Origin of the sequence: Pseudoalteromonas sp. SWYJ118 (genome assembly GCF_015864505.1) — a bacterium.
Taxonomy (GTDB): Bacteria; Pseudomonadota; Gammaproteobacteria; order Enterobacterales; family Alteromonadaceae; genus Pseudoalteromonas; species Pseudoalteromonas arctica.
Window position 1 is genome coordinate 38,367 of record NZ_JADYXC010000019.1, and the last position, 24,381, is coordinate 62,747.

At 39.3% G+C, this 24,381-nt stretch carries 20 protein-coding genes and 1 pseudogene; 16 read left to right on the forward strand and 5 right to left on the reverse strand.

Annotated elements, in window-relative coordinates; genetic code table 11:
• Window positions 1–869: 869 nt before the first annotated feature.
• The gene (locus tag I6F48_RS15915; RefSeq protein WP_197119807.1) at window positions 870–1,763 is read left to right on the forward strand and encodes a LysR family transcriptional regulator; all 894 of its coding nucleotides are present in this window, start codon (window positions 870–872) and stop codon (window positions 1,761–1,763) included.
• A 44-nt stretch (window positions 1,764–1,807) separates the two neighbouring features.
• Here the strand turns inward: I6F48_RS15915 and I6F48_RS15920 are convergent, their stop codons facing one another.
• Window positions 1,808–2,680, reverse strand: a complete 873-nt coding sequence (locus tag I6F48_RS15920; protein WP_165722900.1) for a DMT family transporter — start codon at window positions 2,678–2,680, stop codon at window positions 1,808–1,810.
• A 627-nt stretch (window positions 2,681–3,307) separates the two neighbouring features.
• Between I6F48_RS15920 and I6F48_RS15925 the strand changes: the two genes are divergently transcribed.
• A complete protein-coding gene (locus I6F48_RS15925; protein ID WP_165728749.1) occupies window positions 3,308–3,688 on the forward strand; it encodes a GreA/GreB family elongation factor in 381 nt (126 codons plus the stop codon).
• Window positions 3,689–3,919: 231 nt separating this feature from the next.
• Here I6F48_RS15925 and trhP read toward each other — a convergent pair.
• Window positions 3,920–5,305 (reverse strand): annotated as a pseudogene (gene trhP, locus I6F48_RS15930) (prephenate-dependent tRNA uridine(34) hydroxylase TrhP).
• A 279-nt stretch (window positions 5,306–5,584) separates the two neighbouring features.
• Here trhP and ndk point away from each other — a divergent pair.
• From ndk to der, 9 genes are all read left to right on the forward strand, one after another.
• Window positions 5,585–6,016: a nucleoside-diphosphate kinase gene (ndk, locus tag I6F48_RS15935; protein ID WP_007377442.1), complete on the forward strand. Its 432-nt coding sequence runs from the start codon at window positions 5,585–5,587 to the stop codon at window positions 6,014–6,016.
• A gap of 167 nt (window positions 6,017–6,183) precedes the next feature.
• The gene (locus I6F48_RS15940) at window positions 6,184–7,314 is read left to right on the forward strand and encodes a bifunctional tRNA (adenosine(37)-C2)-methyltransferase TrmG/ribosomal RNA large subunit methyltransferase RlmN (protein WP_007583420.1); all 1,131 of its coding nucleotides are present in this window, start codon (window positions 6,184–6,186) and stop codon (window positions 7,312–7,314) included.
• Between the two features lie 126 nt (window positions 7,315–7,440).
• The gene (gene pilW / locus I6F48_RS15945) at window positions 7,441–9,279 is read left to right on the forward strand and encodes a type IV pilus biogenesis/stability protein PilW (protein WP_197119808.1); all 1,839 of its coding nucleotides are present in this window, start codon (window positions 7,441–7,443) and stop codon (window positions 9,277–9,279) included.
• The gene (locus tag I6F48_RS15950; protein ID WP_007583424.1) at window positions 9,276–10,145 is read left to right on the forward strand and encodes a RodZ domain-containing protein; all 870 of its coding nucleotides are present in this window, start codon (window positions 9,276–9,278) and stop codon (window positions 10,143–10,145) included. The genes pilW and I6F48_RS15950 overlap by 4 nt, the downstream gene beginning before the upstream one ends.
• 5 nt (window positions 10,146–10,150) lie before the next feature.
• Window positions 10,151–11,269 carry a flavodoxin-dependent (E)-4-hydroxy-3-methylbut-2-enyl-diphosphate synthase gene (ispG, locus tag I6F48_RS15955; protein WP_007583427.1) on the forward strand — a complete coding sequence of 373 codons (1,119 nt, stop codon included), beginning with the start codon at window positions 10,151–10,153 and terminating at the stop codon, window positions 11,267–11,269.
• A 398-nt stretch (window positions 11,270–11,667) separates the two neighbouring features.
• Complete coding sequence (gene hisS, locus I6F48_RS15960) at window positions 11,668–12,948, forward strand: histidine--tRNA ligase (RefSeq protein WP_007583429.1); 1,281 nt, start codon at window positions 11,668–11,670, stop codon at window positions 12,946–12,948.
• Window positions 12,949–12,967: 19 nt separating this feature from the next.
• The gene (locus I6F48_RS15965) at window positions 12,968–13,588 is read left to right on the forward strand and encodes a YfgM family protein (protein WP_165740736.1); all 621 of its coding nucleotides are present in this window, start codon (window positions 12,968–12,970) and stop codon (window positions 13,586–13,588) included.
• 10 nt (window positions 13,589–13,598) lie between these two features.
• Window positions 13,599–14,777, forward strand: a complete 1,179-nt coding sequence (bamB, locus tag I6F48_RS15970; RefSeq protein ID WP_007583433.1) for an outer membrane protein assembly factor BamB — start codon at window positions 13,599–13,601, stop codon at window positions 14,775–14,777.
• 74 nt (window positions 14,778–14,851) lie between these two features.
• Window positions 14,852–16,318 carry a ribosome biogenesis GTPase Der gene (gene der / locus I6F48_RS15975; protein ID WP_024592997.1) on the forward strand — a complete coding sequence of 489 codons (1,467 nt, stop codon included), beginning with the start codon at window positions 14,852–14,854 and terminating at the stop codon, window positions 16,316–16,318.
• Between the two features lie 80 nt (window positions 16,319–16,398).
• Here der and I6F48_RS15980 read toward each other — a convergent pair whose 3' ends face one another.
• Both I6F48_RS15980 and I6F48_RS15985 read right to left on the reverse strand, forming a co-directional pair.
• Window positions 16,399–16,902 carry a TFIIB-type zinc ribbon-containing protein gene (locus tag I6F48_RS15980; RefSeq protein ID WP_165728756.1) on the reverse strand — a complete coding sequence of 168 codons (504 nt, stop codon included), beginning with the start codon at window positions 16,900–16,902 and terminating at the stop codon, window positions 16,399–16,401.
• 41 nt (window positions 16,903–16,943) lie between these two features.
• Window positions 16,944–17,531 carry a DUF4202 domain-containing protein gene (locus I6F48_RS15985; protein WP_166379210.1) on the reverse strand — a complete coding sequence of 196 codons (588 nt, stop codon included), beginning with the start codon at window positions 17,529–17,531 and terminating at the stop codon, window positions 16,944–16,946.
• 228 nt (window positions 17,532–17,759) lie between these two features.
• Here I6F48_RS15985 and I6F48_RS15990 point away from each other — a divergent pair, with 228 nt between their 5' ends.
• The 4 genes from I6F48_RS15990 to I6F48_RS16005 all read left to right on the forward strand — a co-directional run bounded on the left by I6F48_RS15990 (window position 17,760) and on the right by I6F48_RS16005 (window position 22,179).
• Window positions 17,760–19,487, forward strand: a complete 1,728-nt coding sequence (locus I6F48_RS15990) for a DUF885 domain-containing protein (RefSeq protein WP_197119809.1) — start codon at window positions 17,760–17,762, stop codon at window positions 19,485–19,487.
• A gap of 50 nt (window positions 19,488–19,537) precedes the next feature.
• Complete coding sequence (locus I6F48_RS15995; protein WP_165728759.1) at window positions 19,538–20,245, forward strand: winged helix-turn-helix domain-containing protein; 708 nt, start codon at window positions 19,538–19,540, stop codon at window positions 20,243–20,245.
• A 154-nt stretch (window positions 20,246–20,399) separates the two neighbouring features.
• Window positions 20,400–20,738: a transcriptional regulator gene (locus I6F48_RS16000; RefSeq protein WP_165728760.1), complete on the forward strand. Its 339-nt coding sequence runs from the start codon at window positions 20,400–20,402 to the stop codon at window positions 20,736–20,738.
• Between the two features lie 121 nt (window positions 20,739–20,859).
• Window positions 20,860–22,179 (forward strand): DASH family cryptochrome, encoded by a 1,320-nt coding sequence (locus I6F48_RS16005; RefSeq protein ID WP_197119810.1) that lies wholly within the window; start codon window positions 20,860–20,862, stop codon window positions 22,177–22,179.
• A gap of 26 nt (window positions 22,180–22,205) precedes the next feature.
• Here I6F48_RS16005 and I6F48_RS16010 read toward each other — a convergent pair whose 3' ends face one another.
• Window positions 22,206–23,288 (reverse strand): YeiH family protein, encoded by a 1,083-nt coding sequence (locus tag I6F48_RS16010; protein ID WP_197119811.1) that lies wholly within the window; start codon window positions 23,286–23,288, stop codon window positions 22,206–22,208.
• A 121-nt stretch (window positions 23,289–23,409) separates the two neighbouring features.
• Here I6F48_RS16010 and I6F48_RS16015 point away from each other — a divergent pair, with 121 nt between their 5' ends.
• The gene (locus tag I6F48_RS16015) at window positions 23,410–24,288 is read left to right on the forward strand and encodes a LysR family transcriptional regulator (protein WP_165740659.1); all 879 of its coding nucleotides are present in this window, start codon (window positions 23,410–23,412) and stop codon (window positions 24,286–24,288) included.
• Window positions 24,289–24,381: the final 93 nt, after the last annotated feature.

The following is a 24,381-nucleotide window of genomic DNA, read 5'->3' on the forward strand; positions in this document are numbered from 1 at the left end:
GAAAAAACCATCAATAAGAGATAACGATGCCACTGTAACCATCCCTTTACATAAATTGTAACTTTCGATTCTTCACAATTGTTACCAAAGTATTAAGCCTTATATCGGCATAATTAATTTGGCCAGTGTAAATAAGTAAAAAAACTAACCACTTCAACACCTTCTTAATATCGCCATGAAAATCAGAATTGCCTTCAAAAAACTGCAAAAAATGCCTATCAACAAACAACAATATCCTTGGGTTATCTTCCCACGCTGATTTACTAGCTCGTTGGTATTTACGAATAAGCTGAAATTTGATGCCCATTAAAATATTGCACAATACGTTTAAAGTATTGATATGGAAGTTAGGTGAGACTTTTTGAAGTGAAATTACGTATGGTCTTTTATAATACTCGTACCCGTTATGTTACTCACTGTTGGCTTTTCTTCGATTTTATTTAGGATTAAAAACGAGAGTTGATAAAATGAGACACTGTTAATTGATACTTTTAACTGCGCCTTCTATTTAAACAATTACATAATCGCCATAAACTATATTCAATTGGTGTTACAGCCCTTATCTCGTAACTTAATGGATACTACCGCACCCACTATCACTATAAAAAAGCGATTTTAGATACAGTAATGTTTTATGCTTTTTTAAGGTTTCAGTTACTAATTATCTATTATTAGGCGAAAGCGATGCACAGCTAGCCTTTGCAATGCTGAACTTAATCAATAATATCCCAGGCAATATTCTTCTTTATATTACTCATAACAGATATAATTTAATTACATAACCTCAGCCTTTCCCCTCTTAATCTCTAATGAAATTTTAAAGCGCCGCTGTTAATATTGTCTACCTCCTAAGCAATAAAGTAGTTCTGATGGCAGCTCATTATTCTCTCGATGATTTACGTTACTTTTGCACCATAGTAAAACTAGGTAGCTTTAAAAAAGCATCAGCAGACCTTGGTATGTCACTATCAACTTTAAGCCGTAGAATACGCTTATTAGAGCAAGCTCTTCAATTAACGCTATTAAATCGAGATGCCCATCGGGTGACACTTACGCATACTGGCGAGTTATATTACGACCGCTATCGCAAGTTGTTTGACGAAGTAGAGTGTATTGAGCAAGCACTTTGTGATGAAAAAGACCAACCTAAAGGAAAAATTAGGATCTCTGCCCCCATTTACATGGGTAAACATTTTTTAAGTACTATTTTTTGTGATTTTTTACTACAGTATCCCGAAATTCAATTAGATTTACGCTTTTCAAATAACCTTATTGATATTGAAAAAGAAGGGATTGATATAGCGTTTAGAGTAAGAAATCCTGCCATTGATAATTGGGTTATTAGGGAGCTTAAGCTTACTCACAATATATTATGTACTCACTTAAATCATGATTATCAATCCATCACTCATCCTAAGCAATTAGAAGATCACCCAAAAGTTACGTGCGTTGGGTTGGTACCGTGGCAATTAAAAAATCAGCAAACGAGTGAAGAGTACAGTTTTAATCCAAACACACATGTTCGATTAGAAGTTGATGAAATTCAAATGATGAAACAAGCAGTTGAGTCTGGTGTGGGTATTAGCTACATCCCTGATTATATAGCATTACCACTTATTAAAGCCGGAAAGCTTAAACACATTCTTCCTGATTGGCAAAGCAAAGGGCAGCCATTTTCTATGCTTTATCGCGACAGAAAACAAATCCCTTATCGAGTGCGATTACTGATAGAGCATACACTGCAACACTTCACTAAAATGTAGCAGTGTAGGCTTTTCACAGCAAAGTAATTAAGCTAATTCATCTTTCAAAAACTAAGCCTTAGTACAATTACACCTAAAAATGCCGTTGTTAATCCTATAACTTCTTGGCGTGTAAAAGACTCTTTTAGAACGATGCGTGAATACAACAAAATAATTAAAATATTCATACCTGAAATCGCTGAAACTAGCCCTGTATTACCAATAGCAAAAGCCGATATTATTGCAACCATGCCAGCTACATTTGTTAAACCAATAAGTAACCCGCACGAAAATGTTTTACCGGCAGACCAATACGCTTGAGAAGAGCCTTGCTCTGCTAGCATTTTTTTACGCTTTACTAACCAACTAACGGCAAAAAGAAAGCTACCAAAACCAAACATAGACGTTAAAGTTGCAAACGTATCAGCCTCAAGAAGTGTAGATTGCTTACCCATTAAATCATTAAATGCAAAAGACAGTGCCGCGAGTAATCCCCATTGCGCGCCTTGTAAATTACTTAATGAGATATCGCTGGAGTAGCGAATAATATAAAGGCCGCCAAAAATAATAAAAAAGCCGATTAATTGAATAACAGTTAAGGTTTCTTTCCATAATAAAAAGGCAAATAAAAGTACAAATAAAGGCGTTAACCCCGACAGGATGCTAATTAAAGACGCTTTCCCAACCGAAAACCCTTTGTGCAAAAATCCATTAGCCGCAAAAGATCCAAAACCTAAAGCGAGCCCAACCGTAATATCAGCCCAGCCGTACCATGTGTGCTCAAACACCACAGTACCTAGCGCACTAATTATAAATCCCACAAAAAAAACACCGAATAATAATAGATTACGATTAATCTTTTTTTGTGACGTCCATTGGTACATTATTCCTCGCGCACCAAAAAAAACAGTGGCGAGTAATGCAAAAATTATCCACATATAAATGAGACCCTTTATAATTTACTTCGATAAACCTGAATAAAAAGTGGTTATTTAACATTGTTGAATGCAATGACTATTACATAAAGGTTCAGCTGTAAAACACGTAGCCACTACAAGAGCGTTACCCGATACCTAGCTTCTACTCTATAAAATAAGCAGCTTAAGCTTCAAAAAATAAAATACTAGCCACACAATTACACTTTAATAAACAACAACACCAGTATATTTAATCTATAAATATTATAAATAGGCATAAGTGGCACTATAGATCCCATAAATAGCACTTAACTATTTAGTCGCTTAGCTTCAATCAAATAGTGAGCAACTAACACACAGAAATAACAACAATTTAGTGAAAAAAACGAATTTATAAAAACATAAAAAAAACAGTTTTAAACTGTCATTTTATCGCCAATATATTTTTAACCTAAAACTCAATTGACTTTATTTTTAAACTCAATATGATTGATTTAAACAAAGAGGATAATATGTTTACTTTAATCACATATCTGCTAAAAACAAATACCACCTTCGGAATTTAAGCCGAGTGTAACCCTTACACTCGGCAGTTACACTGTACCTTTATATATTTAAATTCGATTTAGTTTTTGTGGGGATTAGTCCGTGCTTTCTTTTCTGTTCGAGCGTAAAAAATCTTTCCTGTCTAAAAATGACTTCACAGACGCAGCGGTACTATTACAACCGTTAAAGCTTGCGTATTTACTACAAGAAGTCGAGTATTCACAGCGGCCTTGGTCAAAATTCAATCCGCATGTAAAAATTAATAGCACGGTGGTTATTAAAAATATAACCACCGGTTTTAAGCGCCGTATAACTTTAGTGCCTCCAAACCAACGAAGGCACTTTATTAATGACGTATCATTTCACTCTCCTCTTGGGGTCGCTCTTTTAGGGCATAAAATAAATCATATTATTGAATATAAAGAAGCTGGGGAATCCCACCTTTGGGAAATAATAGCCATTAATATTAAGGAGGAAATATAGAGTAAATTATTTCAATTTTTATTTATTAATTTTATATATTTAATTGGAGTTATTTGTAATGAGTAAAGAAAAACCTAAAAAACATGCAAGCAAAACATTAAAACAAAAACGTAAAGAGCGAAGAGATAAGCTAAAGCAGCTTGAAAAATAATTAATATTATTTTAAATAAAGTCGCAAACTCGGGGTTTTTATAACCCCGAGTTTTTTGAAAAAACTATATTCAGCTGTAGCTAAACAGCTTGTTTAAATGGATTACGAGTATCTTGGTGTTCCTCAAGATTACGCATTAAAATAGCATGCGCTAAGTTAATGTCTTCATCTAGCAGTATTTTTACAATGTGACCGGAGCCTTTAGCATCGCTAATACTTTCGCCCTTTTTGTTTTCCATATATTCAAGCTTAAAAGTAAAGTTACCTTGTGGTGTCATAAGCTCTAAAGAGTGGCCTGTACAAAATTTATTTTTAACGTCTATTTCAACTAATCCATTTTCGCAGCGCTCAAGTACTTCTCCCACAAATTGCTGCTTAGTTGATACCGAATGGCCGTATTCATAATTTTGATAATCTTGATGGGCATGGCGTTTTAAAAAGCCTTCGGTATAACCACGATGTGCTAGATTTTCGAGTGTTTAAAATAAGTTAGTATCAAATGGTTTACCCGAAGCTGCGTCGTCTATTGCTCTGCGATAAACTTGTGCTGTGCGCGCTACATAATAAAATGACTTAGTACGCCCTTCTATTTTTAAACTATGTACACCCATTTTTGTTAACTGCTCTACGTATTGCACAGCGCGTAAATCTTTTGAGTTCATAATATACGTGCCGTGTTCATCCTCAAACGCAGGCATATACTCACCAGGGCGACCTTGTTCCTCTAGCATAAATACATCGTTACTTGGCGCGCCTTCACCCAGTGTAGGAATAACCTGTTTGGGGTCAATTTTATGCACCATTTCGCCAGTTTCGTTCTCAACACCAGGTTTTACATCGTAATCCCAGCGACATGCATTAGTACATGTGCCTTGATTTGGATCGCGCTTATTTATGTAACCAGAGAGCAAACAACGCCCCGAATACGCCATACACAGTGCGCCATGTACAAACACTTCAAGTTGGGTGTCTGGGCAGAGTGTCCGTATTTCAGTTATTTCTTCGAGCGACAGCTCCCGCGATAAAATAACGCGTTCAATTCCCTGCTTTGCCCAAAATTGTACACTCGCGTAATTTACCGCATTCGCCTGTACCGATAAGTGGATCGGCATGGCAGGCCATTTTTCACGAACAAGCATAATTAAACCAGGGTCTGACATAATTAGCGCATCGGGTTTCATCGCAATAACCGGTTCTATATCACGTAAATACGATTTAACTTTAGCGTTGTGCGGTGCAATATTAGACACCACATAAAACTTTTTATTTTGCACATGCGCTTCACTAATTCCTACTTGCAGAGTATCTAGGTCAAACTCATTATTACGTACACGCAAACTATAGCGAGGCTGCCCTGCATAAACCGCATCTGCGCCATAAGCAAACGCGTAGCGCATGTTTTTTAAACTGCCTGCGGGGCATAATAATTCAGGAATAAAAGGCATTGAAGAAATAACGGGTGACATGTGCGCTCCATACATCAAACTGGGTTTAAGCCAGTTGCATAAGTAGTTAACCTAAACTCTGAAAAATAAATCTATCCCAAGCAGAATTCAGATTAGTCATTAACAAATAAGTAAACAGAAGCGCGGCAGTATAAATGCGGTCAATAATTTGCGTTTGATCGAGATCACAAAACGGCAACCAAACTGGTTTTTAATAAAATTAGGATTTTTCACTTAAAACGCGTATAATTCGCGCCCGTTAATATTCACACTTTTACTTAAAATTATTGGAGCATAAAGATGGCTTTAGAACGTACTTTTTCAATCGTAAAACCTGATGCAGTTGCTAAAAACCACATTGGCGCTATCTACAACCGTTTCGAATCTGCTGGCCTTAAAATCGTTGCAGCTAAAATGGTTCACCTTTCACAAGAGAAAGCTGAAGGTTTCTACGCTGAACATAGCGAACGTCCTTTCTTCGGTGCTTTAGTATCTTTCATGACATCTGGTCCAGTAATGGTTACAGTTCTTGAAGGCGAAAACGCTGTTCTTAAAAACCGTGAAATCATGGGTGCTACTAACCCTGCTGAAGCACTAGCTGGTACTTTACGTGCAGACTACGCTGATAGCATCGACGAAAATGCTGTTCACGGTTCTGACGCTGTTGAATCTGCTGCTCGCGAAATCGCGTACTTCTTCGCTGACGAAGAGCTTTGTTCACGTACTCGTTAATTCGAATTCGTTAACATATTGAAAAGGGCTTTCGGGCCCTTTTTTAGTCATTACGTAAAGTATTAATCAGAAACTCATGATGTTTTACTTAATGATTAAAGTGAGTGAATTGTGTACAATTCGTCCTCGTAAATTTTATCTCCACCGTCACCGATTGAGGTTGTTTCATGACCGAGCAAAAAAAGATTAACTTATTAGATTTAAACCGAGAAGCAATGCGCGAGCTATTTGCATCGTTCGGTGAAAAGCCGTTTCGTAGTGACCAGGTGATGAAATGGATTTATCATTTTGGCGTAGATAACTTCGACGATATGAGCAACGTAAACAAAAAGCTTAAAGAAAAACTTAAAGCTGAGTGCGAAATTGTAGCGCCAGAAATCACTGTGCGCCAACAAGCAAGCGACGGTACTATTAAGTACGCACTTATTCTGGAAGGCGGCCAAGAAGTAGAAGCCGTTTGGATCCCTGAAAAAGAGCGCGCTACGTTATGTGTATCATCACAAGTGGGTTGTGCTCTTGAATGTACTTTTTGTTCTACTGCTCAACAAGGCTTTAACCGTAACTTAAAAGTATCTGAAATTATTGGTCAAGTTTGGCGTGTAGCTAAAGATATAGGCCTTGATGGTCATAGCGAAAAGCGCCCAGTAACTAACGTTGTAATGATGGGTATGGGCGAGCCTTTACTTAATCTTAAAAACGTAGTGCCAGCAATGGAACTAATGATGGACGATTGGGGCTTTGGTTTATCTAAGCGCCGCGTAACATTAAGTACTTCAGGCGTTGTACCTGCTCTTGATTTACTAAAAGAGAAAATTGACGTAGCACTGGCTATTTCACTTCACGCACCCGATAACGCACTGCGTGACATTTTAGTGCCAGTTAATAAAAAGTACCCTATTGAAGAATTTTTAGCCTCGTGTCGTCGTTATATCGATGGCTCAAAAGCAAATAAAGATGTAACGGTTGAATACGTTATGCTTAACGGTATTAACGACAGCACCGATCAGGCGCATGCATTAGTGCAAACGTTAAAAGGCACACCTTGTAAGGTAAACCTTATTCCGTTTAACCCGTTTCCGGGTAATGAATACACGCGCTCAAGCAATAGCCGTATTGACCGTTTTTCAAAAGTATTACAAGCAGCAGGCGTTACCTGTATTGTGCGCCGAACTCGCGGTGACGATATTGACGCTGCTTGCGGACAGTTAGTAGGTGATGTAGTTGACCGTACTAAACGTTTAGCTAAAAAGAAAATGCGTGACGATAACGCAATTAGCGTTAATATCCACCAAGCATAATCTGTAACCACCCTATGTTAATTAGTCATGTAGGGTGGTTAAGTTGTTTATTTTTAAATAAATGATGCAACAACAAAGGTTTTAGGTAAGATAGGCGCCATGGACTAAAAATAAAGAGATAAGGTAATGCGATCTATACTTGCTATAACACTATCAACACTTGCCTTAAGTGGCTGTGTTAGCGAAAGTAGTTATAACGGCAGTAATAAGCCCGTCGTCGAAAATAAAATTAATAATACTGGCGCAGCACGAACACGAATTGCTTTAGCCCTACAGTATTTAAAAACGGGTAATAACTCTCAAGCCAAATACAATTTAGAACGTGCAGCTGCATTTGCTCCTGACCTACCTGAAGTACATTACTCTCTTGCTTATTACTATCAACAAGTAGGCGAAAACCCGCTAGCTGATAAAGCCTACCAAAAAGCACTCGAAATAAAGCCTGACGATCCTAATACCCTTAATAACTACGGCGTGTTTTTATGTGGTATTGATGAATACGATCGTGCAACTGATCAATTTTTAAAAGCCATTGAAGTACCAAGTTATATTCGCGTTGCCGAAAGTTACGAAAATTTAGCCTTGTGTGCTATTGAATTTGATGATTTTGAAAATGCAGAAAGTTACTTTCAACAGGCACTTAATCACAGCTCTCAGCGTACATCTACGTTAATTAGTTTAGCAGCGCTGTATTACGCAAAAAGTGACTTATACAAAGCCAGTGAACTTTTAAAACGCTACGAAAGCACAGGTCGAGTATCTTCTCGCGCATTAATGCTTAGCTACCTTGTAAAAAACAGAATGGGCAGAATAGAAGAGGCTGAAAAAATTTCCAGCACTATCTTACAAACTTACTCTAGCAGTAACGAAGCCTATGCATTAAAAGAGAAAAGAACACGTTTTAATGAGTTTGAAATACTGCGAGAAAAATACCGTAAAGCGCAGTTAAAAGAACTAAAAAATGACGAAAGCGGCGCGCACGTTAGTTCAAAACCAAAAATAAAAGTAATCAGAAAGAAACGTTCACCACAAGACGGTTCAACAAGCTTGGTAACAAACGACGAGCAAAAAACAGATAAAAAGCTCGCAATAGCAAATAACCAAGATGTAAATCCAGTTATAGTAAGAGAAAAGCAAGCTAAGACGGTAAAAAACACGGTCAGTAAGCAAGCCGATGAAGCAACCGTAATAGCAAAACAAATAACAACTCAAAAAGAAGATGCTCCTAAAGTCGTCGCGCCAAGCAACCCTACCGATACATCGGCTGTTATGCTTGCACTTACTACTAAGCACGACTCTGCAGATTCCGTAGTAGCTGCACCTAAAAAAGCTAAGCCCGTTTACGAACCTCAAAAAGAAGTTATAGCAACAAAACAACCAGCTAAAGCCGATGACGAAGTTACAATAATTTCGTTTGGCGCACCTAAAACAGGCCAGTTTAATTCGCAGCAAACTAGTAACTATAGTAATTCAGTTCCTGCAGTTACCGCTCAAAAAAATAGTAGTGACGTGGTATTCTACGAAGCGACTAAAAATACAACTGTATTTAAAAATAGCAGCTATCAAAATGATGCAGATATTGAATTTAAAAGTTACGAAGCAGTACAAAAAACAGAGCTCCCAATGCTTAACCCTAAAGTATCGCCTTTACGCGTGCCATTTCACGTAATTGCTGTTGGCGAAAACCTATTTAGCATTTCGGTGCGATACAATGTTAAACTACAAAAGCTCCTGCAATGGAATGGTCTAAAAGAGTCGGATCGGGTAATGAATGGAAGTAAAATATACCTAAACGATCCAAATATTTATTACGAAATTAAAGCTGGTGATTCCCTTTACGATATAGCTACCCAGCGGCATGTATTAATTGATGAATTAATGCGATGGAATAAATTAAGTCCTGATATAGCACTAAAACCAGGGCACAAACTTTTACTAGTGGATCCAGACTCATACACATTATGAATGAAGAAAATACGCAAACACAGAGCGAACAGCCAACTGTAGGCCAGATATTAAAAAATCACAGAGAACAAGCGAACGTTAGCATAGCGACTATTGCTGCACCGTTAAAGCTGTCTGAACTTCAAATTAAACGCCTTGAAAATGATGAATTTACATTACTAGGCCCTATTACTTTTGTTAAAGGCTATATAAAAAACTATTGCCGTGAATTAAAAGTAGATAGCGCACCTATATTAGCAATGATGCCAGCCCCACCGGAGCCGGCTAAACCCGCTAATATGCAGAGTTTTTCACGCCGTACAGAAAAAGAAGCAAACGACAGCCGCTTAATGTTTTTTAGCTATTTAATTTTAGCGATTGTTATTGGCTCATCTGCTTTATGGTTTTGGCAAAACGCGACACCTATTGAAGAGCAAACGAGTAACATAAACGTTGCCAACTCAAAAATGAGCGAGCGCCAAGCCGCTCAACCCAGTATTTCAGAGCAACAGCAACAAGCCGAAATTGACGATGAATCATTATTAGAATCACAAAGCACGTCTAGTGAAACATCAACAAGCCCAGAAATAGTTAAAGAAACGGCTCCTATTGCTTCTAACAGCGCAAGTCAAGACGATGCTAGCAGTACAATTGTCATGAACTTTAATGGCGAAAGTTGGGTTGAAATTTACGACGGCGAAGGCGAGAAAATAGCATTCGGCGTTAAAAAAGCAGGCTACATTATGACCGTAAGCGGTACGCCTCCTTTTTCAGTTGTGCTTGGTAAGCATGACGCTGTAGACATTACTTTAAACGGTGAACCTGTAGATGTTTCTGCATTTCCTCAAAACCGTTTAGCCAAATTTACATTACCACTAGCAGAGTAGTCGCTATGTTTTCAGAATCTCCAATTAAACGCAGAAAATCCACCCGAATCAATGTAGGTAACGTCCCTATTGGTGATGGTGCCCCTATTGCAGTGCAATCAATGACCAACACCGACACCATGGATGTTGATGCAACTGTTGCACAAATACAGGCAATACAAGATGCAGGTGCCGACATAGTCCGTGTATCAGTACCAACAATGGATGCAGCCGAAGCGTTTAAAAGTATTAAAGAACAAGTAACGATTCCGCTAGTAGCCGATATTCACTTTGATTACCGTATAGCCTTAAAAGTGGCAAAATACGGCGTTGATTGCCTGCGTATAAACCCAGGGAATATAGGTAGTGAAGAGCGTATTAGAGCCGTAGTAGACTCAGCACGCGAGCATAACATTCCTATTCGTATTGGTGTAAATGGCGGTTCACTAGAGCGCGACTTACAAGAAAAATACGGCGAACCAACACCAGAAGCCTTATTAGAATCAGCAATGCGCCATGTAGATATATTGCGCCGCCTTGATTTTGACCAATTTAAAATATCAGTAAAAGCGTCTGACGTATTTTTAGCTGTAGGAGCATATCGCTTACTCGCTAAAGAAATAGACCAACCACTACATTTAGGTATTACCGAAGCGGGCGGCATGCGCTCAGGCTCTGTTAAATCTGCAGTAGGTTTAGGTATGTTATTAGCCGAAGGTATTGGCGATACCCTGCGTGTATCACTTGCTGCCGATCCTGTTCAAGAAATTAAAGTCGGCTTTGATATCTTAAATTCATTGCGCATTCGTTCGCGTGGAATTAACTTTATTGCCTGCCCTAGCTGCTCACGCCAAGAGTTTGATGTAGTAAGCACCATGAACCAACTTGAAGAGCGCTTAGAGGATATTATCGAACCTATGTCAGTTTCGGTAATTGGTTGCGTTGTAAATGGACCAGGTGAAGCGCTTGTGAGTGATATAGGGCTTGCCGGTGCAAATCGTCGCTCTGGTTTGTATATAAATGGCGAACGCCAAAAAGCGCGCATTGATAACAACAACATTGTTGATCAGCTTGAAGGTTATGTACGCGACTTTATAGAAAAAAAGCAGAGCCAAACACCGATTGACATAAAAATAGTCGAATAAATACCGTTTAAGGTGGCAAACCCCGTGGTTTGCCGTTTACCTTTATAGCTAGTGGATACCCAAACGACCCCAAGATACAGAATTCAGCGTTTCACAGGCTCTTAATATCAAGGCGTTACTTTGCAAGAATGGCAATCCCTTTTAAAAAGTAACAACGATGAGAGTAAGTGTCTGTGAACCGCCCAACGGGTTGGTTTAAAAGCGATTTATACTGCGTTATTGATTTTAACAATAGAACCACTATTACTTTCAATCAATGCCTTGCCTAAATCGCTTTTAATTCCAACTGAAACTCGCATCATGGGGTCATTTGGGTATATAATGACGGGTCAATTTTTAGCATTCTTGTTGTGTAAGCATTTTTCATTACACAAAAAAACAGCATTTAGGATTTATCAGTGGCAAAACAAATTCAGGCAGTTCGCGGTATGAACGATTGTCTGCCGGGCGATACACAAGTTTGGCAGAAAGTAGAAAACATTTTACGCGAGACAGTAGCATCGTTCGGTTATCAAGAAATTCGTTTTCCTATTGTAGAATCAACCGACTTATTTAAACGCTCTATTGGTGAAGTTACCGATATAGTAGAAAAAGAAATGTACACCTTTGCCGATCGCAATGGCGACTTATTAACACTTCGCCCAGAAGGCACCGCAGTATGCGTACGTGCTGGCAACCAAAATGGCTTACTATACAACCAAGAACAACGCCTTTGGTACATGGGTCCAATGTTTCGTCACGAGCGTCCGCAAAAAGGTCGTTACCGTCAGTTTCACCAATTTGGTTTAGAAACATTTGGTATTGCTACAGCAGATATAGACGCAGAAGTTATTTTATTAACAGCGCAACTATGGGAAGCCTTTGGTATTACTGACCACGTTCGTTTAGAGCTAAATTCTTTAGGGTCTAACGAAGCGCGTGCAGATTACCGTGATGCGTTAGTAGCCTACCTTGAGCAACACATTGATGTGCTTGATGAAGACTCAAAACGTCGTATGTATTCAAACCCATTACGCGTACTTGATAGCAAAAATCCAGACGTACAAGCAATTTTAACTGATGCGCCTAAATTGTCTGAAAATTTAGATGCTGAATCAAAAGAACATTTTGCAAATTTATGTGAACGTTTAGACGCTGCTGGCGTCTCATATACGGTTAATGAAAAGTTAGTACGTGGTTTAGACTACTACAACCGCACTGTATTTGAATGGGTAACCGACAGTTTAGGTGCACAAGGCACTGTATGTGCTGGCGGACGTTACGATGGCTTAGTTGAACAACTTGGCGGCAAAGCAACGCCAGCAGTTGGTTTTGCAATGGGTCTAGAGCGCTTAGTATTATTACTACAAGCACTTGAGTGTGTAGGTGACATTCGTCGTAATGCTGATGTATATTTAGCAGCAATGGGCGACAAAGCAAGCATTCAAGCACCTGCAATTGCAGCGCAACTACGCAAAGACGTACCGGGTTTGCGCGTTATGGTACATGCGGGCGGCGGCAACTTTAAAAAACAATTAAAACGTGCTGATAAAAGCGATGCACTTGTTGCAGTGATTATTGGCGAAGATGAATTAGAAAAAGGCGTTGTGACCATCAAGTATTTACGCGAGCGTAAAGAACAAGTCACATTAGAATTAGAACAAGCTAAAGCGCTATTAGCTGAGCTTATTAACGGCTAAGCGAACATTAGAGGTAAGAATGGACATTTATTCAACAGAAGAACAACAAGCAGAAGCCATTAAACGCTTTTTCCGTGAAAACGGCATTTCACTTGCGCTAGGTATACTTGTTGGCCTAGGTGGCTTATATGGCTGGAAAGCATATAACCAAAACCAAATTACTACCGCTGAAAAAGCATCAGATTCATATACAACACTTGTTGAAAGCGATGATGTATTATCTTCAGCTGATGCGTTTATTAGCGAAAATAAAGACACAAACTACGCAACACTTGCTGCATTCGTTGCTGCAAAAGACGCAGTAGAAGCGAAAAAACTAGACGTAGCAAGCGAAAAGCTAAGCTGGGTTGTGTCTAATACGCCAAATACAGAATTAAAAGCAATTGCGATTACACGTTTAGCACGTGTTCAAATTGCGCAAACTAAATATGACGATGCATTAACAACATTAAATGCACCATTACCTGAAGCGTTCAATGCAAACGTGGCCGAGCTTAAAGGCGATATTTACACTGAGCAAGGTAATAAAGATCAAGCACGTACTGCATACCAAGCAGCAATAGATGCGGGTGGATTAACAAGTAACCCACTATTACAAATTAAGTTAGATGACCTAGCAGTAACTAGCCCAGCGGCATAAGGTTTTAGGCATGAAAAAATTTACAACAGCAGCCCTTGCCCTATGTATGGCAACATTGATGGGTTGTTCATCAAGTGATGATGAAGATGAACTAGTACTTCCTGAAATTGTAAACCAATTTGAAACTGACGTTGTTTGGCAAGAATCTGTAGGTGATGGCGTAGAGCATTATTTTTCTCGTTTAACACCCGCAGTTTACAAAGATACTGTGTATGTTGCTAGCCGCGAAGGCCAAGTAGAAGCGCTTTCGCTTGATAATGGCGATACAAAATGGGAAACCGATGTACGCCAAGATTTATCGTTTTGGCCTTGGGCTGACAACGGTAATGCAAAATTATCAGGTGGTATTTTGCAAGCCTATGGTAAAATTTATATTGGTTCTGAACACGGCTTTATTATTGCTCTTGATCGCGAAACTGGTGAAGAAGTTTGGCGTAAAAACGTACCAGGCGAATCTCTGTCTAAACCAACAGCAGGCGATGGCTTAATATTTGTAAATTTAGGCTCTGGTAAATTGTTAGCCCTTCACCCAGATACAGGCGAAGAGCGTTGGAGCTTTGAACAAGAAGTTCCACCACTAACATTACGCGGACAAAGCTCGCCAACCGTTGCTAACGGTGGTGTATTAGTAGGCCTTGAAACAGGCAAGCTAAGCGTATTAATTTCAGACAGTGGTTACTCAGCATGGAGCGCAGAAATTGCGGTTGCTAAAGGCGCATCAGAATTTGAACGCCTAGTTGACGTAGACACTCAACCACTTATTAGTGGTCCATACGCTTACGCTATAGCTTACAACGGCAACTTAGCCGCTGTAGATATTCGCTCTGGCAATGTTGTATGGAAACGCGAGTACAGCAGCTACCGCGAAATTGCGATGGATGCACAAACAATTTATTTAGTAGATAGCGATGGTGTTATTTACGCATTAGATAAAAATTCAGGTATTGAACGTTGGAGCCAACCCGCTCTACGCGGTTGGTACCTAACAGGCCCTGCAGTTGCAGGTAGCCACTTAGCTTTAGGCGACCAAGAAGGTAACCTACATTGGCTAAATAAAGAAACTGGCGAGCTAGTATCTCGTGAAGACTTTGACAGCTCGGGCTTTTTTGTTGAGCCAGTTGTTGCCGACGATAAGCTAATTTTATACACCCGTGATGGTGAAGTTAGTATGGTAAAAATACCAAACTAAGTTACTAATAGTCATATGGTTTTTTTAAGGCTTCGCACTGCGAAGCCTTTTGTTGTTTTTTAAAGAGGTAGTTTATGCTTCCCGTGATCGCTCTAGTTGGGCGACCCAATGTGGGCAAATCCACATTATTTAACCGTTTAACACGTACTCGTGATGCACTCGTAGCCGATTTTCCAGGTTTAACACGAGATAGAAAATATGGCCAAGCTAGTTACGATGGCTATGAATTTATCGTGGTAGACACGGGCGGTATTGATGGCTCAGAAGAAGGCATCGAAATCGAAATGGCAGATCAATCTCTGCTAGCTATTGAAGAAGCCGACATTGTTCTGTTTTTAGTAGATGCTCGTGTAGGTATGACCGTAGCTGACCAAGCAATTGCTAATCACTTGCGTAAACAAGATAAAAAGTGTTTTGTTGTTGCCAATAAAACCGATGGTATTGATGCAGATTCAAACTGTGCTGAATTTTACCAATTATCATTAGGTGAAATTCATCACATTGCTGCATCGCATGGCCGTGGTATTACGTTATTACTTGAGCAAACACTTCAGCCGCTTATTGCTGAATTAGCTGCACAAGACGAAGACGTAACAGGCGATGACGAAGAGCTTATTAATCTTTACGAAGAAGATGAAGACAGCGATACCGATCACCAGGCATTTGCAGACAAACCTGTAAAGCTTGCAATTATTGGTCGCCCTAACGTTGGTAAGTCAACGCTTACAAACCGTATACTGGGTGAAGATCGCGTAATTGTATACGACATGCCAGGTACAACACGTGACTCTATCTACATTCCGATGACTCGAAATGAAAAAGAGTATGTGTTAATTGACACCGCAGGTGTTCGTAAGCGTAAAAAAGTAAGCGACGTTGTTGAAAAGTTCTCAGTAATTAAAACGCTTCAAGCAATCGAAGATTGTAACGTTGTGTTATTGATTGTTGATGCTCGCGATGGTATTTCAGATCAAGATTTAAGCTTATTAGGCTTTGCTCTTAACTCAGGTCGTTCATTGGTAATTGCAGTGAACAAATGGGATGGCTTAGACGATTACGTTAAAGATCGTATTAAATCAGAGCTCGATCGCCGTTTAGGCTTTATTGACTTTGCACGCCTACACTTTATATCTGCACTACACGGTACAGGTGTTGGTCATTTATTCGAGTCTGTTGACGAAGCGTATGAATCAGCTACTAAACGTATAAGTACTGCAATGTTACGTCGTATTATGGACATGGCTCAAGCCGATCACCAGCCGCCACTTGTTCGTGGTCGTCGTGTTAAGCTCAAATATGCGCATGCCGGTGGTTATAACCCACCACGTATTGTTATTCACGGTAACCAAGTTAAAGATTTACCAGATAGTTATAAACGCTACCTGATGAACTACTACCGTAAAGCGCTTAAAATTATGGGCACACCTATTAAAATCGAATTTAGAGAAGGTGAAAACCCATTTGCTGGTCGTGTTAATAAAGTAACACTGTCGCAAAAGCGTAAAATACGTGCATTTGCTAAAGAAAACCGTAATAAATAAACTTTTCAAGCGTTAGTTTATTACAATAAAAACGGCGTACTTTTTAGTACGCCGTTTTTGTTTTAATATGTTATTAAGAGTTACAAACCAAGTAAAGCTAAGCGCACTAAGTTTTCCACCGTGGCTTCATGTGCACTTTTATTTTTATTAGTTGGCATAAACCTAGAAGTAGGTGATTTAATAGTTATAAAGCCATGATTGGTTGCCATTTCATGAGCTAATAGCTTTCGCTCTTTAGGTGTTAAATGGTTTTCGTGTATTTTTGCCAGTTCACCGCTATCAAGCCATATGCCTGCACAACCTGGGCATTCGTCTATTTCAACCACTTTAAGCGGTGAAAAATACCGGCGCATCATCACAATACTTGGGCATTTAGGACAATTTACTCGCATTGAGACATCGCCCTCACCTTCAATATAGTTACTTAAGTGTTTAAGTAATACCTGACCGTGCTTTAACTCTGGCGAGCTAAACTTAAAAATTTGGCTGTTATCAAAAAATACGCCACCTTGCACTGAAGTGTAAACAGTAATACCGCCAATTAATAACGGCTCAAGAGAGGCATTTGTACGTGGGCATAACATTCTAAAAATCCTTTTTATTTTAATACCTAGCTTACACTACTTTACTCAAGCGCTTTATGAATAAGCCCAACAAGTGGATCTGGTAATGTAATATTACCTGTAAGTACAAACTCATGGGCTTCATCTGACATTTTTTGCCATGTGCGGCGAATAATACCAATCCATTTTTCTTCATTGTAATCTGGTTTTGCATTGGCAAACCCAAGCATGTAGTGTTCAATAAACACCAAACTCGCTACATCTTCTACTAATTGGCTATCTGGATTGCGCTTAATATCTTTTTTAGCAACAGCGTTATAAACACGGTTTTGGTCCGTATCGTTAAACCCAGCTTGTTTCATTAATTCAACGGCTAGTGACGCATGAAAAATATAAAGTGCGCTGCGCCATTGATGATAACCCTGCTTGTTCATTTCAAAGTCACTACGTGGCGACTTCCAACGCTGAATATGCTGTGCACGCACTGCAACTTGCATGAGTTCATCGGCATCTGGTTTAAAACGAGTTAGCATTTCGCTCATACGCAAGCCGTATAAGCTTTCTTTTGGAAAGCTTTGCCCATTGTGCTGCTCAGTATTAGGGTCTTGGTTATTAGCTTCATCAATCAGCGTTATTACTTTATTAAACATGACGGTCTTTTATTGTAATTAGTTTTAATCATTCTAAACGCTGATAAAACAATAAACTAGTGGCCCACTCACTTCAGCGGTGAAATTTGTTCAATCAAAAAGTAAAACCAATTGATACTGGTTATAAAAGTAAGCGCATTAATAAAGTTAACTTGGTACTATATTAAAAACAAAAATGATAAATGTGCGTACACTAATAAAAATTAACGCGCTAAAAATGAGAATAATATGTTCAAAAAAACAATTTTAGCTATTTGCTTAGCTGTAGCATCACTGCCGAGCGCAGCCGATAGCAATGCAGATTTAAAAACCATTATTGATAACCATTGGCAAAATGCAAAAGCCGAAAAAATATTCTTTCGTACCGACCCTGATGGTTGGAAACCCAGTGGTACATTACCAAATTGGACCGAACAAGCCATTGCAAAGCGCCAAGCTTATAATAACAATGTATTAAAAAACTTAAGTAAAATAGATCCTAAAACGCTGAGCAGCTCGCAGTTAATGAACTACCGTTTATTTAAATACGAGCGAGAAACAGAGCAGCAAAGTTACCTTTTTCAAGATAAGTATTTTCAGGTTAACTTTTTAAGTGGCTGGCATACCTACTTTGCCGAAGCACCGGCTAATATGGCATTTTTAACACCTGATGATTACAACGCATTTTTAGTAAGCCTTGCCGACTACCCTCGCTTTAATCAAGAAAACATTAACTTGATGAAGGAAGGAATTGAACTGGGGTATACGCACTACTGCAAAACATTTGAAAATTACAGCCAGAGCATTAACGCTCATATAGTTAAGCAATCTGAAAACAGTGCCTTATACGAGCCTTTTACACGTATACCAAATACGTTTACAGCAGAGCAAAAGGCCACATACCAAAATAAAGCAAAAGCCTTAATTAGCTCAAAAGTAGTACCAGCTTATCAGCACTTTTACGACTTTTTTGAAAACGATTACATGCCTAACTGTAGAGCAGAGCCAGGTATTTCAAGCGTTAAAGGCGGGCTTGAGTATTATAAATATGCGGTAAATTATTACACCACAACCAATGCAACACCCAAGCAAATACACGAGCTTGGCTTAAAAGAAGTGGCGCGTATAAAAACGCAAATGCAAAACATTATTGATAAAGTAAGCTTTGATGGCACTTATGCTGAGTTTTTAGAATTTTTAGCAACCGATGAGCAATTTTACGCAACAGACGCGCAAGACTTGCTTGAAAAAACAGCTTTTATAACGCAAAAAATGTATGGCAAGTTACCCACCTACTTTGGCCATTTACCACGTAACACCTTTACAATAAAAGGCTCAGCGAGTCGTGGCGCGTTTTATATGCCACCGGCTGATAATCGCTCACCGGGTACTTATTTTTTAGCCTCAACACCTAAGCTACAACCTTTATATAATTTAGAAGCACTTAGCCTACACGAAGCAATACCAGGGCATCATTTACAAAACGCCATTGCAATGGAGTTAGACGTGCCCCAGTTTAGACGCACACTTAGCCACTCAGCATTTGGCGAAGGCTGGGCGCTTTACACCGAGCGCTTAGGCAAAGAAGCCGGCTTTTATCAAAACCCTTATAGCGACTTTGGTCGTTTAGGTTACGAAATGTGGCGCGCAGTGAGGCTTGTTGTTGATACAGGTATTCATGCATTTGGCTGGAGCCGCCAAAAGGCAATAGACTACTTGGCAGATCACACTGCATTGCCACAAAGCGCGGTGGAGGATCAAATAGATCGTTATATATCATGGCCAGGCCAAGCGCTTTCGTACAAAATGGGGGAGCTAAAAATACGCGAACTACGCGCAAAAGCTGAACAAGAACTAGGTGCTAAGTTTGATATTCGCAGCTTTCACGACACCGTAATCGGCCAAGGTTCATTGCCTATGTCAGTACTTGAGGATGTAATAAACGATTGGATAGCAGAGCAAAAATCGGCTATTTAACATTAAAGGAGGCGGTATTATTTACCGCCTCTTTCTAAATGGACTTTTTAATGAAACAAATCATTATTTTCATACCACTCATTTTATTTAGCAGCCAAGCTAATGCGTTTTGTTTAGACGCATCAAACTACATAGAGGGCGTAAAATATGGCGTTTGTGGGGAGCAAACAGATTCAATTTCCCTTACGCCTTATTTTATTATATGGATGCTTTTAAACGTGTTATTTGGGCAAATGCTTAATAAACCAAATATACACGTGGGATTTAAATATTTACTTTTTCTTTGTACGTTCCCACTGAGCCCGTTAGTACTATTAATGAATTTAACTGGAATGATGGTATCTCGCATTTATAAAAAACATTCAAACACCGCAAAAAACAAAGCCCAACCTAACCATGATTGCGCGGAACCTGTTATAGAAAAACCGAGCGTTAAGCAGCTAATAATTGGTGAGTACACTTTTGACAGCATGCAACAGGCCTTAATTAAAGAAGATAACCACTTCACATTAGAGCCTAAATGCATGCAGGTACTAAGCTATTTAGTTGAACAACAACCAAGGATAGTTAGCCTAGAAGAGTTACATAATAATGTATGGGAGAATCAAATAGTAACCGACACTGCAGTTAGGCGAGTTATTAGCAAACTACGTGTAGCCCTTAACGATAACGACACAAAAAACCCCAAATATATAAAGTCTGTAATGAAGCGAGGTTATCAGCTCATAGCAGAAGTTAAATCACAACCCACTGAATAGCAATGATTTATTAAAGTTATAACCGAGGTAATATCGTGGTTATAACTTTATAATAACTAGTTAACAGCTTTATTATCGTTATTTTTTACCTAACGTTTTAATTTATTTAGGCGCTGTAGAGCGACCCATAAAATTAAATAATTAAGGAAAAAATATGAAACATTTACTGCCGCTAGCACTATTATTAATTACAACATTAGTTACCATCAGTCTAATAGGTAATGCGCAATGTATTGAAATAGGTAACGCATCTATTGCCAGTATTTCATTCGGCACGTGTGATTTATCAAGCGCTAAAACAACGCTATCACCACTCGTTACTATTTTTTGGTTAGCAATGAATATGCTTTTTGCAATCATATTGCCTAAACCATCTATTGCTAAAAAGTACAAAATTGCTTTATTTATTTGTAGTTTACCGCTTAGCGTATTTGTGTATTTAATTGCTTATGTATCTATTAACCTCACTAACACGACCAAACCAGTTAAATAAAACCTAAGCAGGTGAGTAAGTAATACTTGCTCACCGCTTCATTACTAAAACTTGCAGCTGACTAATCCCTACCGGCTTTTACTTCGTAAAGTTAATGATTTACAAAAACCAGAGCATAAGTATGAGCAAACGCATTTTATATTGGCTACAAAACGATTTACGAATAGACGACAACCCTATTTTTAGTGATCTTGCGTCGCAGCAATGCGCACTCGATATTGTATTTGTAATAAATCCGCATTGGTTCAAAAATAATAACTACCAACAAAAACCATATGGCGTGCATAAACAACAGTTTTTAATGCAAAGCTTATTTGAGCTACAGCAGACGCTTATTGAACGCGGACAAACACTGCACGTGCTTGAAGGTGAACCAATAGCGCTTTTAAAAGCGCGTATAAATGATCTAAACATTGATGAAGTTGTATTTAGCAAGCAAATCGGTTTGTACGAGCAACGCCAAATAAGTTTACTTAAAGCGCATTGCCCAAATACAGAATTTACAGGCGTGCTGCAAGACACCCTATTTAAACAAAGCGACCTACCTTTTAATTTAAACGAGCTGCCTAAAAGCTTTACGCCGTTTCGTAAAAAGGTAGAGGCAGCCAATATACCTATAACTCTCTCAATGTTACCTGAAGGTTTACTCCCTCAACCTATAACATTATGTGCGGCCAAACCAATTGAGCTTACTGAACATACTGATGACAACAACGCGATAATGCACGGCGGATTTAAAAGTGCGCAAGCTCATTTAGCGCAGTACTTTTCGGGCTTACTGCCAAGTACCTATAAAACAACTCGAAACGAGCTTGATGGCTTTAATAACACCACAAAATTTAGTACCTGGCTTGCCTTTGGCTGTGTAAGTGCACGGCAAGTTTATAAAGCGGTTGAAGAGTACGAACATAAACATATCGTCAACGAATCTACTTATTGGATTAAGTTTGAATTGCTATGGCGAGAGTATTTTAAATGGCATGCACTCAATGCGGGCAACAGCTTATTTAGCTTTAAAGGCCAAAAACAAACCAAACCCCTAACAACGTTTATGCCAAACCGCTTTGCTGCGTGGTGTAATGGCTCAACACCCTTCCCATTGGTCAATGCCATTATGAATGAGCTTAATGCCACTGGTTATATATCAAACCGAGCAAGGCAAGTTGCGGCAAGTTGTTTAGTTAACGAACTTGGCCTTGATTGGCGCTATGGCGCGGCTTATTTTGAACAGCAATTGATTGATTACGACGTAGCCGCAAACTGGGGCAACTGGCAATACATAGCGGGCGTAGGTGTAGATCCGCGTGGCGGTAGGCACTTTAATATTGAAAAACAAACGTTACAGTTTGATCCGCTCGGTATTTACACTAATAAATGGCAAGGTAATAAAAATACCAGCGCGCAGCTGGATGACTTAAACGAAGTTGATTGGCCAATTTAAGCCAATCAACTTTTACCAAATAACGTTTAAAACAGCTCAGCAATACCTATATTAATGGCAAAGCCGCCTAACGTTAAAAACAAAAATAAACACAGTGCCAGTAACAGCGGTTTAATACCCGCTTGGCGAATTGCCCCAACATGTGTGCGTAAACCCAAAGCCACCATCGCAATGGTGAGTAATATATTATCAAACCAAACAACTGCGTTTGTAGTCACTTGAGGAATAATAGAGAGTGAATGCACACCACTGGCCACTATAAATAACACCGCAAACCAAGGGATAGTAATACCTGATTTATCGCCCTCACTGCTTGCTGCATCACCTGCTTTTGCTCTTTTTTTACTTTGCCAAAATGATAAACCCACTAAAAATGGCGCAAGCATCATCACTCTTAGCATTTTTTCTATTACTGCGGTGTCGGCCGCGTTAGCGCTTACCGCAGTGCCCGCTGCAACCACTTGCGCTACTTCATGAATGGTTGAGCCTACAAAAATACCGTATGCGTGTTCGCTCAATCCCATGTACTCAAACATTATTGGGTAGGCAAACATGCTTAGCGTACCAAACACCACCACCGTTGCTACCGCTACTGATACTTTATGCGCCTGTGCTTTTATAACAGGCTCGGTTGCCATCACCGCTGCAGCGCCACAAATAGAGCTACCCGCGCCAATTAATATAGTTGTTTGCTCATCTAGCTTAAATACACGTTTGCCAAGTTGAATTGCTAATATAAATGTACCAACAAGCATAACAATGTCAGTTAGTAAGCCACTCCAACCAACGCCCGCTACTTGCGTAAAGGTTATTCTAAAACCAAACAACACAACGCCCGCTTTGAGCAAAATACTTTTAGCGTAATCAACGCCCACATCGGTATGAGTCGCTATACCCGAAAAAATACTGTTACCCACAATAATACCAACCACAATACCAATAGTGAGTGAGCTAAATTGCGCAGTTTGCATTATTGATAATTTACTAAGCGCAACAGCAACGCCCGCAAGTACAATAACCAGTAACATGCCAATCCACCAGCGAGAGTCACCATACTGTTTAGTGTTAACACCTAAAGGCTGTAACCCATTTTTAATAGCGCTAAGCATAATATTCCCTCAATCAAACAACTCTAATTAGTTGACTTCATTTTAATAAAGGCCAAAATATAACTCCAATATATTAAAATCATGATTCGATAACTTAAGGTTATGTAATTTGAGAGGCGCAATGAATTTACATGCACTTAGGGTGTTTTATACGGTAGCAAAGCTTGGTAGTTTTTCAAGCGCAGCCGAGGCGCTTTTTATAAGCCAACCTGCGGTATCTAAAGCGCTAAAAGAGCTTGAGTATCAATTAAATATTCAACTTATTGAACGTGCATCTAAAGGCAAAAAACTCACTTTAAGTGAAGGCGGGCAAGCGCTTTTTGAACATGCGCGTAGTATTTTTGCCATAGAAAAAGCCGCCATTGAAGATATTAAATCGCGCACAGGGCTTAAGCGCGGCACATTGGTTATAGGCACCAGCACCACCATTGCCAGCTATTGGCTGCCTCCTTACTTAGCTAAATTTTGCGCGCAGTACCCACATATAAAAGTAGAAGTACAAGTGGCTAATACTGCGCAAATTGAGCACGCACTACTTGAATGCACCATCGATTTAGCACTGGTTGAGGGCACACCCACCGAGCCACACATTATTAGTAAGCACTGGCAAAACGATTTAATGAGTGTGGTTATACCAAGCAATTTAAAACCCGCTAAAAATGTAAAAGCATGGTTAAACAATCAATTTTGGTTACTACGCGAACCTGGCTCGGGCACTTTAGAGGTGTCGGTTAAGTTATTACAGCAACACGGTATTACGGCAAAAAACTGTATGCAACTCGGAAGTAATGAAGCAATAGCAAGAGCAGTAGCACAAGGAATGGGCGTTGCTTTATTGCCTAATGTAGTCACAGACGATTTAGTACAATTGGGTAAATTAACACGGCTAGAACAGCCAAATGACGTCGAGTTATCAAGACCATTATACCAATTACACTACAAAGACAGACCCTCTTCACATGCCGCACAAGCATTCGAAAAAAGCCTATTTAGTGAATAATGCTTACAACTTACAACTTACAACTTACAACTTACAACTTACAAGTAGTATATGTGCCTGAAGCAAAGGTAGGTAAAGTATAATGTATAAATC

Bases quoted from the DNA above. Each gene is read 5' to 3' on its own strand.
- I6F48_RS15915 (WP_197119807.1), top strand. From the start codon at position 870: ATGGCAGCTCATTATTCTCTCGATGATTTACGTTACTTTTGCACCATA.
- I6F48_RS15920 (WP_165722900.1), bottom strand. From the start codon at position 2,680: ATGTGGATAATTTTTGCATTACTCGCCACTGTTTTTTTTGGTGCGCGA.
- ndk (WP_007377442.1), top strand. From the start codon at position 5,585: ATGGCTTTAGAACGTACTTTTTCAATCGTAAAACCTGATGCAGTTGCT.
- I6F48_RS15940 (WP_007583420.1), top strand. From the start codon at position 6,184: ATGACCGAGCAAAAAAAGATTAACTTATTAGATTTAAACCGAGAAGCA.
- pilW (WP_197119808.1), top strand. From the start codon at position 7,441: ATGCGATCTATACTTGCTATAACACTATCAACACTTGCCTTAAGTGGC.
- I6F48_RS15950 (WP_007583424.1), top strand. From the start codon at position 9,276: ATGAATGAAGAAAATACGCAAACACAGAGCGAACAGCCAACTGTAGGC.
- ispG (WP_007583427.1), top strand. From the start codon at position 10,151: ATGTTTTCAGAATCTCCAATTAAACGCAGAAAATCCACCCGAATCAAT.
- I6F48_RS15965 (WP_165740736.1), top strand. From the start codon at position 12,968: ATGGACATTTATTCAACAGAAGAACAACAAGCAGAAGCCATTAAACGC.
- bamB (WP_007583433.1), top strand. From the start codon at position 13,599: ATGAAAAAATTTACAACAGCAGCCCTTGCCCTATGTATGGCAACATTG.
- der (WP_024592997.1), top strand. From the start codon at position 14,852: ATGCTTCCCGTGATCGCTCTAGTTGGGCGACCCAATGTGGGCAAATCC.
- I6F48_RS15980 (WP_165728756.1), bottom strand. From the start codon at position 16,902: ATGTTATGCCCACGTACAAATGCCTCTCTTGAGCCGTTATTAATTGGC.
- I6F48_RS15985 (WP_166379210.1), bottom strand. From the start codon at position 17,531: ATGTTTAATAAAGTAATAACGCTGATTGATGAAGCTAATAACCAAGAC.
- I6F48_RS15990 (WP_197119809.1), top strand. From the start codon at position 17,760: ATGTTCAAAAAAACAATTTTAGCTATTTGCTTAGCTGTAGCATCACTG.
- I6F48_RS15995 (WP_165728759.1), top strand. From the start codon at position 19,538: ATGAAACAAATCATTATTTTCATACCACTCATTTTATTTAGCAGCCAA.
- I6F48_RS16000 (WP_165728760.1), top strand. From the start codon at position 20,400: ATGAAACATTTACTGCCGCTAGCACTATTATTAATTACAACATTAGTT.
- I6F48_RS16005 (WP_197119810.1), top strand. From the start codon at position 20,860: ATGAGCAAACGCATTTTATATTGGCTACAAAACGATTTACGAATAGAC.
- I6F48_RS16010 (WP_197119811.1), bottom strand. From the start codon at position 23,288: ATGCTTAGCGCTATTAAAAATGGGTTACAGCCTTTAGGTGTTAACACT.
- I6F48_RS16015 (WP_165740659.1), top strand. From the start codon at position 23,410: ATGAATTTACATGCACTTAGGGTGTTTTATACGGTAGCAAAGCTTGGT.